General features: G+C 59.1%; 8 protein-coding genes. 3 read left to right on the forward strand and 5 right to left on the reverse strand.

Annotation, left to right across the window (positions count from 1 at the left end):
* Positions 1 to 143: 143 nt before the first annotated feature.
* The 3 genes from NH395_RS00600 (at position 144) to NH395_RS00610 (ending at position 3,460) form a co-directional block, all read left to right on the forward strand.
* On the forward strand, positions 144 to 1,013 hold the full coding sequence (locus NH395_RS00600) for an ion transporter (RefSeq protein WP_253021652.1): 870 nt from the start codon (positions 144 to 146) through the stop codon (positions 1,011 to 1,013).
* 320 nt (positions 1,014 to 1,333) lie between these two features.
* Positions 1,334 to 3,040 (forward strand): 2-isopropylmalate synthase, encoded by a 1,707-nt coding sequence (gene leuA, locus NH395_RS00605; protein ID WP_253021654.1) that lies wholly within the window; start codon positions 1,334 to 1,336, stop codon positions 3,038 to 3,040.
* Between the two features lie 15 nt (positions 3,041 to 3,055).
* Positions 3,056 to 3,460: a hypothetical protein gene (locus NH395_RS00610; RefSeq protein WP_253021656.1), complete on the forward strand. Its 405-nt coding sequence runs from the start codon at positions 3,056 to 3,058 to the stop codon at positions 3,458 to 3,460.
* A 96-nt stretch (positions 3,461 to 3,556) separates the two neighbouring features.
* On the opposite strand, the gene NH395_RS00615 is transcribed toward NH395_RS00610, so the two are convergent.
* From NH395_RS00615 to NH395_RS00635, 5 genes are all read right to left on the reverse strand, one after another.
* Positions 3,557 to 5,632, reverse strand: coding sequence for a pyrroloquinoline quinone-dependent dehydrogenase (locus tag NH395_RS00615; RefSeq protein ID WP_253021658.1), 2,076 nt, complete (start codon positions 5,630 to 5,632; stop codon positions 3,557 to 3,559).
* Positions 5,633 to 5,642: 10 nt separating this feature from the next.
* Entirely contained in the window at positions 5,643 to 6,008 is a 366-nt protein-coding gene (locus tag NH395_RS00620; RefSeq protein WP_092825443.1) for a hypothetical protein, read from the reverse strand.
* A 244-nt stretch (positions 6,009 to 6,252) separates the two neighbouring features.
* Positions 6,253 to 8,076 carry an allophanate hydrolase gene (gene atzF, locus NH395_RS00625; protein WP_253021660.1) on the reverse strand — a complete coding sequence of 608 codons (1,824 nt, stop codon included), beginning with the start codon at positions 8,074 to 8,076 and terminating at the stop codon, positions 6,253 to 6,255.
* Positions 8,077 to 8,139: 63 nt separating this feature from the next.
* Complete coding sequence (uca, locus tag NH395_RS00630; RefSeq protein WP_253021662.1) at positions 8,140 to 11,763, reverse strand: urea carboxylase; 3,624 nt, start codon at positions 11,761 to 11,763, stop codon at positions 8,140 to 8,142.
* Between the two features lie 81 nt (positions 11,764 to 11,844).
* The gene (locus tag NH395_RS00635) at positions 11,845 to 12,486 is read right to left on the reverse strand and encodes an urea amidolyase associated protein UAAP2 (protein ID WP_066320772.1); all 642 of its coding nucleotides are present in this window, start codon (positions 12,484 to 12,486) and stop codon (positions 11,845 to 11,847) included.
* Positions 12,487 to 12,489: the final 3 nt, after the last annotated feature.

Below are 12,489 nucleotides of genomic sequence, written 5' to 3' on the forward strand. Positions count from 1 at the left end.
AAAAAGCCCCATCAGCCGTCAGTGTAACCGCGTCGGCTGAGGCATCGGAGACCGCAAATTAAACAAGAGGATATCACTTGTAGTGGCATTGTGAAGTTTTAGTATAAAGTGACGCCGTCAACCCAAGCGAGCCAATTAACCCTATGAATCAACCTTTCGACACATGGCAGCAGCGTTTCGAAACCCTGCGTTCGAACAAGTTTTTTGAAGCCTTTGTGATCGCGATTATCGTCATCTCGGCGCTGGTGATCGGCGCCAAAACCTACGAAGAGGAGACCTCGCGCTTTGAGCAATGGCTTCTCTATCTCGACCTGGCCATCACGGTTTTCTTCCTGGTAGAGATCCTCATCAGAATAGCGGCTGAAGGGAGCCTGGTGCGCTTTTTCAGGCGAGGGTGGAACATCTTTGATTTTGTTATCGTGACCGCCAGCCTGATCCCCATGGACGATTCGGAGATGGTCCTGCTCGCGCGGCTACTGCGTATTTTCCGCGTGCTGCGCCTTGTCTCGATGATTCCCGAGCTGCAAATGCTGCTTTCAGCCCTGGTGAAATCCATTCCGCGTATGGGCTACGTGGTGTTGTTAATGTTCATTATTTTCTACATCTACGCGGCCATTGGCAGCTTCCTGTTTGCCGACGTCGACAGCTTCTTGTGGGGCAATATCTCCATTTCGATGCTGACGTTGTTTCGTATCGCCACCTTTGAAGACTGGACGGATATTCTTTATGCCACCCAGGAAGTCTACGCCTGGAGCTGGATTTACTACCTGACGTTTATCTTTCTGACCGCGTTTATTTTCCTCAACATGATGATTGGCATCGTACTGGACGTGATGCAGAAAGAGAGCGCCGCGCTCGATGTTTTGAGCAATGGAGAAGATGTCGATGAGACGCACACGTTGCGCAACGAAGTCAGTGAAATGCGCAGCCAGCTAGACCGAATGGAGGCAGCCCTATCAGTGCAGAGGGCTGACAATGGGCGCACGGATATTGACAAACCCTGCCAAGACTGATTTTCTAGGGGCATGAATACATCCATGAACACCTTTGCACTAGACCTACGACTACTAAGCGCCCGTCTCTGAATATCAGGGTCGGGCAGTGCTGTTGGCATTGTCGTTGGTTTTCTTAGTGGCGAGGTAGACATGGTTACAAACACTGGAACTATTGAATCAATTCAATTTGTAGGGTGCAGCTCTGTTAACACCGTGCGCCCGACAAACTCTTATGATCTACGCCCCATGGCCTTTACTGGCGATGGGGCGTTTTTCGTTGGCACGCCCGCCGTCCATCCAATCGAACATTTTCACCCAACTTGCCCTGGAGAGCCGTCATGATGTTGTCTGATCCCGCCAAAAAATACCGCCAATTTGTTGCGGTGGACCTGCCTGACCGCCAATGGCCCAGCCAGCGGATTGAAACGCCGCCGATCTGGTGCAGTGTTGACCTGCGGGATGGCAATCAGTCATTGATTGACCCAATGGATCATGAGCGCAAGCAGCGTTTGTTCGACATGCTGCTGAAGGTCGGCTTCAAACAGATTGAAGTCGGCTTTCCCTCTGCTTCGCAAACCGATTTTGATTTTGTCCGCACGCTGATCGAACAAGACAAGATCCCGGAAGATGTGACCATTCAAGTGCTGACCCAAGCGCGTCCGCACTTGATTGAGCGCACCTTCGAAGCCTTGAAAGGTGCCAAGAACGCGATCGTGCACGTTTACAATGCCACCGACCCGATGTTCCGGCGCGTGGTGTTCAACGTGGATAAAGCCGAATGCGTGAATATTGCCACCGAGGCCACGGCGCAAATTCGCGACCAAATGAAGGCAGCGCCTGAAACCAACTGGACCTTCCAGTACTCGCCTGAGCTTTTCACGACCACAGAGATGGATTTTGCCGTCGAGATCGTCGAGGCGGTCATGGAAACCTTCGGGCCTAGCGCCGATAACCGGATGATCGTCAACCTGCCGGCCACGGTAGAAGTCGCCACGCCGAATAACTATGCCGACCAGATCGAGTGGTTCTGCCGCAACGTCAAAAATCGCGACCACTTGATTGTCAGCGTTCACCCTCATAATGATCGGGGTACCGGTGTGGCGGCCGCCGAGTTGACGCTGATGGCGGGGGCTGACCGCGTGGAAGGCACGCTGTTTGGCAATGGCGAGCGCACCGGCAATGTCGATATCGTCACTCTTGCCATGAACATGTACACCCAGGGGGTTCATCCGCAGCTCGATTTCTCCAATATCACCCCGGTGATGCGCGAAGTGGAGTACTGCAACCAGTTGCCGGTGCACCCGCGCCATCCTTACGTGGGCGATCTGGTGTTTACCGCTTTCTCCGGTTCCCACCAGGATGCGATCAAGAAAGGCATGCTGGACCGTCGCGCCAACCCCGATGCTTTCTGGGACGTGCCCTATCTGCCTATCGACCCGCTGGATGTAGGCCGTAGTTACGAGGCGGTGATTCGGGTCAACAGTCAGTCCGGTAAAGGTGGGGTGTCGTACCTGCTGGAGCAGGAACACGGTATCGAGCTGCCGCGTCGGCTTTCCATCGAGTTCAGCCAGGTGGTGCAGGAAGTGGCCGACCGCACCGGTAAAGAGATTACCTCGCAGATGATTTACCAGGCCTTTGCCGATGAATATCTGGAGCAACGCTCGCCCTTTGCGCTGGTCAACCACCGTTTATCGTCGGAGCCTGATAGCCCCAAGGTAACGCTGGACGCCGTGGTCGAGCAGGATGGCGAGCGTCAAACGCTCAACGGCGAGGGTAACGGACCGCTCGCGGCCTTTGTAAAAGCGCTGGCTGCTGCCGGGCACGATGTGGAAATCATCGACTACCACGAGCACTCCCGTGGTCAGGGTGCCGATGCAGAGGCCATTGCCTATGTGGAAGTCCGCATCGACGGCAAGGCGGTGTTCGGTGTCGGTAATGACGAAAGCATTACCAGCGCCTCGATGAAAGGCGTATTGAGCGCCATCAATCGCCATTACTCTAATCAGGAACCGGCAGCGAACGTGACGGCGGAAACACTGGCGTAATCCGTTGATGTTCAATTGAGCGAGGCAGGCAGGGCCGCTCGTGCTGCCCGGGTGGGCAGTGTGGAAGCCCAGGGCGTTCGCGCGGGTTTGCGCCAGGGAATTGTTGCCTCAGGCGGGCGTTTTGCGACCCTGCCGCGTATGGCCAAGGTTACCGCGGTCGCAGGTACCGCCTATGTGGTAGCTCGCCACCCAAGCCTGGTCAGCGCGCTGGGTGCCAACCTGTCCCAATGGATCGGCTGGCCGATATGGCTTGGCCAGTTTCTTGTTTGGCTGGTGGTGTTACTACCGGTGCTGCTGGTGGCAAGATTTGCCTATCGCTGGTTGCTCACGCCGCTGCTGTGGGTGTTGGTGCCGCTGGCGCGGCAGTGCTTTAAGGCTGTTAGATGCATTGCTCAAGCGCGCCAAGCACCTAGTCGGTGAGGTCGTATAAAATCACGCCGTTTGAATCACCGGCAACGCAAACGGGGCGGCCTTACAGGCCGCCCCGTTGTTTTCTATTGAGCACAACCGCAAGCGTTATTCCGGCAGGGCGTAAACCGCCACCTGATCGCCTACCTGGTCTTTCAAGATACTGTTGCCACCGGAGACAAAGGCGACGTATTGGCGACCGTTGTACTCGTAAACAGCAGGGTTCGAGACCGAGGGGGCTTCGGTCTGATCCGACCACAGCTCCTCGCCGGTTTTCAGGGAGTAGGCACGCACCTTGGCATCCATGGAAGCGCCGATAAAGATAACGTCGCCAGCAGTTACCGCCGGGCCACCGATGGTGGGCGAGCCCCAGCTCTCGGGCATAAAGAAGCCATATTGCTGTGAAGCACCTACCGGGGTTCGCCACTTCACGTCGCCGGTCGTCATGTCGAGAGCGACCAGTTCACCGAAAGGCGGCTCCCAGCAGGGCATGCCGAACCGGTTGAGCGCCACCTCAAGGCGCATGCCGTAGGGCGCGCCTTCCTGGGGGGCAAAGCCGCTCTCGTTGCCGGATGTTTTATTCGCTGCCTCATAGTCTTCGCGATTATAAAGCTTTATGTACTGCACAATATGCGAGGTGTTGACGATGGCGGTCTCGCTTTGTGGGTCAAAGGCGACGCCGCCCCACTGGACACCACCTGCACTGATGGGGTAGCCAAGCGTGCCTTCACCTTGGGTAGTGGGCGGGGTGTACATGCCTTCGTAATGAAGGTCGTCCCACAGCGCCGAGCACTCTCCAAAGCTGACCGCATCGGCCAGCGCCCAGACCTCGGGTTTCTCGGACTGGTCTAGCAGTGGCGCTGGTTTGGTCGGGAAAGGCTGTGTCGGGGCGTACACTTCGCCCTCGACCGAGCCGTCACCGCCTGGCACAGGGCGCTCTTCAATCGGCCAGACGTCTTCGCCGGTTTCGCGGTTGACGACGAATAGAAAGCCCATCTTGGTTGCCTGAATCAGCGCCGGGATCTCCTCGCCATCGACGGTAATGTCCATCAACGTTGGGGCGGCATTAATATCGTAATCCCAGATGTCGTGGTGAACCCACTGCCGCGACCAGGCCACTTCGCCAGTCTCGACATCCACCGCGGTGGTCGATGTGCCCAGAGGTACGTCTTCGGTGCGGTTGCCGCCCCAGTAGTTCGGCGATGGCGAAGAAACGGGTAAATAAACCAAACCAAGCTCTTCATCGGCGGACATGTGCGTCCAGACGTTGGCGGTACCGCTCTGCTCACGCATCTCATCAGACAGCGCCTGGAAGGTCCATTCGCGCTCGCCGGTGCGGGCATTGATGGCAAATACGGTGCCGGGCGGGGTCTCTTCATAAGCCCAATCCATGCCGGCCCAACCGAGTATCAGGCGATCACCTACGACTGTCGGAGGCTGTAATAGCGACAACGGCCATTTGTCATTGGTGTCATTCCACTGATTGACGTCGAGTACGCCGTTGTCGGCAAAGTTCGCGCACCGTTCGCCGCTATCGGCATCCACTGCGAAGAGCTGGGCATCCATGGTGCCCATATAGACGATTTTCTGGCAGGGTTCGCCTGCTTGCGGGTCGTCAGCTTCCCAATAAGCCACGCCGCGGTTCTTCAGGGCGGGCTGGGTCAGTGCTTCCAGGGTGGACTGGGTATCGAAGCTCCATTTCTCTTCCCCGCTTGCTGGGTCAAGCGCCAGGATCCGGTAGAACGGTGTGCCAATATAAAGCGTGTCGTTGGCAAACACCGGCGTGGCAGACCAGACCGTCGCGGGTAAATCGCCCGAACCATCGGCGACATCGCCGGTATGGACTTCCCACACCTTCTCCAGCTCGCCGACGTTGTCGGCGTTGATTTGATCAAGCGGGCTGTATTTCTGGGCATTGAGCTGACCGTGGAAACTGTCCCAGATCGGCTCTCCAGGTACCAAGGGAATGGGGGCGGTGCTAGTCGCTTCTTCCGGTGTAGGTTCTTGCTGTGCTGATGCTTGCTCTTCTGATTGCTCTTGAGCAGTAGATTGCTCCTGCTCTTCTGACTGCTCCTGGGCCAGTAGTGTCAAAGGCGCAAGGCAAAGTGTCAGGGTGGTAAGCGCCGCTAATCTGGACCTGGCAGATTTAAACGGAGTGCTGGTGGCGGATAAAAACGTCGTCATGAGCAGCTCCTTAAGAATGGGTGAGGCGTGAATGGTGCGCCGGGCGAAACAGGTCAAGAAGCAGGCCGATCAGGCCCACCGCCATCGCAACGCCGATCCACCACTGATGGAGCAGCATGGCGGCGAAAAATGTTCCGCCGAGGCCTATAAGAATGAGTATCCGCAAGGCAATGGAAGTGCCACGCCCTTTTACAGTTGCAAGAAGTAGGGCCAATACTGCAAGCGCGATACAGGCCACGATGGCAACCAGCGCGCCGAGTGTTCCCGTGACCCCCGTCAGCGGGGTGAAGTAGGCATACAGAGCGACGGCAAGACCGGCGAGTGAGGCTATCAGAAGGAGAATAGCGCCCGATTTTGGAGAGAAGGGTGACGACATAACGTGTTGGCCTCCTGGTGATTGAGGTAGCCAACATTGAGGCTAAGTCAATGTCGGAAATCATTAGCCCTATAACTTTAGCAGAAAACGATGCTTTTACGACCTTAGTAGGCCACTTTGAAGATGCTAAAAGACCCACTTTCGGCGCAATCACTTCGGCAAGTGCGTCGTTAGTGGGCCTTGAATCACTGCCAATGACATTATGACCTAGAGGCTTTTGAGAACAGGTAGGCAGGTTGCTGGTCTAGCCGGTCTGGATTTTCAACCACTCGCGCCAGCCGCCAAATTCGCTGATGTCCTCTGCTTCGCCCCCTTCATTGAGTGCCCCGGCGGTGCAGATAAAGCCGCACTTCCAACTCCCGTCGGCAAGCTCCACCTGGCCTAGACCCAGCGGAGCAGGAATGCCTGCTAAAAAGCTGCCCAGCGTTTCAATCGGCAAACGCCACACTTCCACTTCAATGGCCTGGCCGTTGGCGTCGCGTACCATCGCCGGGCGTTGGGGTGGCCCGCCTGCCAGGGCAAACAGCTTGTAGCGCGGCGCGCTATGAGTGCTGCTAACCAGCACACCACCGCGTTCGGTCAGTTGATGGTTGAGCGGCAAGCCCTGCAGGTGTGCCCCGCACACGACCAGCTCCATACTGCCGTCCTGGGCATGGGTGAGTGGCGTCGCGAGTGCTGGATGAGCAATGCCAGTGGCACCTAACGGCAGCATTAAGCGGGCTTCGAGGGCGCGGCCCAGGGAAAGCAGTTTCAAATCGTCGAATACCGGCCCGAACAGCGTCACGCCCACCGGCAGGTCTTGTTCGGTAAAGCCAATGGGTACGGCCAGGGCGCTGTAGTCGAGGAGGTTCATAAAGTTGGTCCAGGTACCCAGGCGTGAATTCACGCCGATGGGGTCCGCCGCCACCTCTGCCTTGGTGGGGTGGGTCACCGTGGTGGTGGAGAGCATTACATCCACTTGGCCGATTAATGCGTCGGCCTGACGCTTGTACTCGGCGAGTTTATAGCGGGCATCAAAGGCGTCCACGGCCAGCGGCGTGGCACCACCCTGAGTAATCTGGAAAGTAACCGGATGCACCGCCTCTGGGTGGCTCTCCATCAAATCGCGAATTACATGGTAGCGCTCGGCTACCCAAGGGCCTTCATAGAGAAGGCGCGCTGCGGCCAGAAGGGGTGAACAGTCAAGCTCGACTTTCTCGCCGCCAAGCGCTTCAAGCTCGGCAACCGCCTGGTGCATGCCCTGGGTGTAGGCTCCATCGGTTTGCCACTGGGATTGCGGCGGTACCCCAAAGCGAAACCCAGCAGGCGCCTTGCCGTAGCGCTTACCATGCACCGCAAAGTCGTGGCGGCGTGACCAGGCACACTGGTCGTCATAGGCGGCGGTGATGTCGAGCACTTTCGCCGCATCGTCGGCGGTAAGCGTAAACAGGCTGATCGTGTCGAGCGTCGCGCAGGCAGGTACCACGCCGCGGGTGCTGAGTAGCCCTAAGCTGGGCTTAACTCCGTATAAATTATGAAAGCAGGCGGGGACGCGTCCGGAACCCGCTGTATCCGTGCCCAGCGCAAAGCTCACCATGCCCGCAGCGGTGACCACCGCCGAGCCGCTGCTGGAACCGCCGGTAATATAGTCGGGGTTGAAGGCATTGGCCGGTACACCGTAGTCACTCAGGGCGCGCTCACCCACCAGGCCGGTGGCGAACTGGTCCAGGTTGGTTTTACCCATGGGGATCGCGCCCGCATCGATCAGTTGCTGCACCACAAAGGCGTTTTCTGTTGGCGTATAGGCATAGGCCGGGCTGCCTGCCGTGGTGGGAATACCCGCCAGGTCGATGTTGTCCTTCATCGCAAAGGGAATGCCGTAAAGCGGCAATGTTTCCGGTGACTCGCCTTCCAGGCGCTTTAAATAGGGCTCCAACTGCTCACGGCTCAAGCGAGTAATCCAGGCAGGCTCGCTGCCGTGTACGTCGGCTTGCGCAAGCAGCGCGTCGATTAACGTTGCAGGGGTGAGCTCACCTTGCTTGTAGGCGGCAAGGAGATTGGTGATATCGAGTGCTAGGCGCTGTGTCATAAGGAAAGTCCTGTCGTTATAAACCGTGGCGGAATGCTCTAAAGCGCTGTTCGTGGGTCAGTATCACGTCTTTTCCTCACTCTTGAGCACCACAACCGGCTGCCCTGGGGCAATGGATGCTCCCTCGGCAAGCGGCAGGCGAACAACGCGACCATCGCAGTGGGCTGTGATCTCGACTTCCATTTTCATCGACTCCACCACGGCCACCGGCTGGCCAGCCGTGACCTGGTCATCTTCTTCAACCAGCAACTTCCACAGGCTGCCGGTGACGGGGCTCCCAATGCCAATTTCGTTGTCATCAAGCGCCGTGACTTCGGCGCTTTCCGGGGCCTGATCTTCAAAGGTGAACTGGCCATTGGCCCGCCAGGCGGCCATCTCCGCCTGGAAGGCGGCTTCGCGCTTGGCGCGGAAAGTCTCGATTGCCTCGGCGTTCCTGTCGATCTCGGCCTGGTAATCCGCCAGGCGAAAACGCGTTGTCTCAATGGGTAAGTCATACCGACCATGGGGAAAGTCGCGGCGAATCTGGGTTAGCTCGTCGTGGCTGACCTCGAAAAAGCGTAGCTGGTCAAAAAAGCGTAGCAGCCAGGGGTTTTCAAAGTGCTGCGTGGTGCGGTAACGGTTCCACATCTGCAGCGTGCGGCCGACAAACTGGTAGCCGCCAGGGCCTTCCATGCCATAAACGCACAGATAGGCGCCGCCGATGCCCACGGAGTTTTCGGCGGTCCAGGTGCGGGCCGGGTTGTACTTGGTGGTCACCAGCCGCTGGCGCGGGTCAAGCGGGGTCGAAACGGGGGCGCCCAGGTAGACATCCCCCAGGCCCATGACCAGGTAGCGGGCATCGAAGACGATATCGCGCACTTGCTGCTCGCTTTCCAGGGCGTTTATACGGCGAATAAAGTCGAGGTTGCTGGGGCACCAGGGCGCATCCGGGCGCACGCTGCGCTGGTATTTGTCGATGGCTTCCTGGCAGGCGGGGTCGTCCCAGGAGAGCGGCAGGTGTACCACCCGCGACTCGACTTCCAGCGACTCCACGTCGACCAGGGCCTGCTCGGCGTTTTGCAGGTGGGCGAGCAGTTCATCCAGGGTCAGTTCCAAGGGCTCGTAGTGAATCTGCAGCGAGCGGATGCCTGGGGTTAACTCGCGTAGGCCGGCCAGCGAATGCTCCCGCAGCCATAGCATCCAGGCGTGTACTCGAAAGCGCAGGGCGATATCCAGCTCCATGGCACCAAATTCGATGAGCAGGAAATCATCCCCGGCGCGTCGGTAGACAATGCGCTCACCGGCCTGCTCGGCGGGCACATCGCGCACAATGGGCGTGCCGCGCTCTTGCTGAATATCTTCAGCAGGATTCGCTGTGAGGGTTTTCAACTGCTCGAGCTGGCGCACTTCCAGGGTGCGAGCGGTGGCCAGACTCACCGGCACAAAGCGTATGCTGTCACCGGCCGCCAGTTGACCCAGCTTCCAGCGCTCGGCGCGCACCACGGTGGCGGGGCAGACAAAGCCGCCCAGCGAAGGGCCATCGGGGCCGAGGATGACCGGCATATCGCCGGTAAAGTCGATGGTGCCGAAGGCGTAGGCGTTATCGTGGATATTGGAAGGGTGCAGGCCCGCCTCGCCACCGTCGGCCCGTGCCCACGCCGGGCGGGGGCCAATCAGCCGTACGCCGGTGCGGCTGGAGTTGTAGTGGACCTCCCACTCGTGGGCAAAAAATTGCTCGATATCGTCATCGGTAAAGAAGTCCGGCGCGCCGTGGGGGCCGTACAGCACGGCTACCTGCCAGGTCTTCCCGCCGTCGCGATGGCCGAAGGTGGGGATCAGCGCCTTATCAAGCTGCGTCGTCGGGGCCGGCGCGAGCGCGGGTAAGTCGAGCATGTCGCCGCTGCGTAGCGCGCGGCCACCATGCCCGCCAAACTGGCCCAGGGTAAAGGTGCTGCGCGAGCCTAAATAGCGCGGGCAATCGATGCCGCCGCGTACCAGTAGATAGGCGCGAGCACCTGCGTCGGCCTTGCCCAGGGTCAGGGTGGCACCGGCAGGTATATCCACTACCTGCCAGAAGGCGACGGCTTCGCCATCCAGCGTGGCAGGCAGCTCGGCACCCGCCAGCACGATTTGCGTGGCGCGATGAAAGCGCAGCGTCGGGCCTGTGAGGGTGATTTCCAGCCCGGCGGCATCGCTGGGGTTGTCGAGCAGGCGGTTGCCCAGGCGAAACGACCAGTCGTCAAACGGCCCTGAGGGCGGCACGCCAACGTCCCAGTGGCCCTGGCGGCCGGGGTAATCCTGAGTCGTTGTCATGGTGCCGGGGGCCAGCACTTCCATGGCGGGCGGCGCCCAATCCAGGGCTGTCAGCCAGTGGGTATCCAGATCGGCAGCTTGAAAACGCTCGGCGCGCAGCACATGGGCAAGCCAGGTGCGGTTGGTGGTAATGCCGTAAACGCTGGCGTTATCCAGCGAGTCCGCCAACTGCTCGATAGCAGTACCACGGTCGTCGGCGTGGACAATCACCTTGGCCAGCATGGGGTCGAAAAGGGCAGAGATTTCAAGCCCCGCTTCTATGGCATGGTCGATACGCAGGCCATCGCCATGAGGGAAATCGACCTCCGTCAGCAGGCCTGCGCTGGGGCGAAAATCGTGCGCAGGGTCTTCGGCGTAAAGGCGCGCCTGAACCGCATGGCCGCTGGGGACGATAGATTTGGTGAGTGCCTCAAGATCAGGCAGTTTGCCTGCGCCCAGTTTCACCATCCACTCGACGATATCAATGCCGTACACCATCTCGGTGACGCCATGCTCCACCTGAAGCCGGGTGTTCACTTCAAGGAAATAGAACGCCTCGCGCTGGGTATCGTAAATAAACTCGACGGTACCGGCGCTGCGGTAGTTGACCGCTCTGCCCAGTTGAACGGCGGTTTCGTGGAGTGCCTGGCGAACGTGTTCCGCCAGGTTTGGCGCCGGGCACTCCTCGAGCACTTTTTGGTGGCGGCGCTGGGTGGAGCAGTCCCGTTCGCCGAGCGCCACCACACTGCCATTGCCGTCGCCAAACAGCTGCACCTCGATATGGCGGGCGCGGGCAATGTAGGCTTCCAGAAAGACGCCGCCATCGCCAAAATTACGCTCACCCAGGCCCTTGACCGAGTCAAAGGCGCGCTCTAACTCTGCAGCGGTTTGGCATACCTGCATGCCGATACCGCCGCCACCGGCGGTGGACTTGAGCATCACCGGGTAGCCGACCTGCTCGGCGCTTTTGAGTGCTTCGTCAACGTTTTCAAGGAGCGCTGAGCCCGGTACCAGCGGCACACCCGCTTGCTCGGCCAGGCTGCGGGCTTCGTGTTTTAAACCAAAGCGTTTTATCTGCTCGGTGGTGGGGCCCAAGAATACCAGCCCGGCGGCGTCGCAGGCGTCGATAAAGCGGGTGTTTTCCGACAGGAAACCGTAGCCGGGGTGTACTGCTTGCGCACCGCTTTGCTTGGCAATGGCGATGAGCTTGTCGATATCAAGGTAGGTCTCGCTGGCGCTGCCCTCGCCGAGCGAATAAGCCTCATCGGCCTGGTGGACGTAGGGGGCGTCGCGGTCGGCGTCGGCGTAAACCACCACGCTGCCCACCTCCATTATTTTGAGCGTACGTAAAATGCGCGCGGCAATGGCGCCGCGATTGGCAATCAAAACTTTGCTAAACGTTTTATTGATGGACATGGCACTGCCTGCAAACAAGGGCGGGTCGTCCCGCTGGATAGTCAGTCGCTTGAGGTCGTCCCCAGGCCTTAAGTCTCTATGTCAACTGTCCCAAACCAACAGCTCGATGGGCGTGGGGTTGTAGCCGTTGCAGGGGTTGTTGAGCTGAGGGCAGTTGGAGACCAGCACGATCACATCCATCTCGGCGACCATTTCCACGTATTTGCCGGGTGCGGAAATGCCGTCTTCAAAGGTCAGCCCACCGTCGGCGGTGACCGGCACGTTCATGAAGAAGTTGATGTTGTGAGTGATATCCCGCTTGGTCAGGCCGAACTCTGGATGATTGGCGATGGCCTGCATCCAGTTGTCGCGGCAGGAGTGCATGTGGCGCTTTTCCAGGTCGTAGCGCACGGTGTTGCTTTCGCTGGCGCAGGCGCCGCCCAGGGTGTCATGACGGCCGCAGGTGTCGGCGCTGATGGTCAGCATGGCGCGCCCTTCGCTGGACATCAGTGTGGTGCCTGCGGTGAGGTAGACAGCGCCCTGTTCGCGCACCGTGTCCATGGCACTGTAGCGCTCGCTGGTATCGTCGGCGCTGAAGAACAGGGTGTCGGCGGCCTGATTACCCTCTAAGTCGAGAATACGCAGGGTTTGGCCGCGCTTTACGGTGCCGATGTAGTGATCGCCCGCGTTAACGGTGGTGCGGCTCAGGGCATTTTCGGGGCGTAGGGTGCTTTCAATGATCATGGT

Source organism: Halomonas sp. Mc5H-6, assembly GCF_024124705.1.
Lineage (GTDB): Bacteria > Pseudomonadota > Gammaproteobacteria > Pseudomonadales > Halomonadaceae > Vreelandella > Vreelandella subterranea.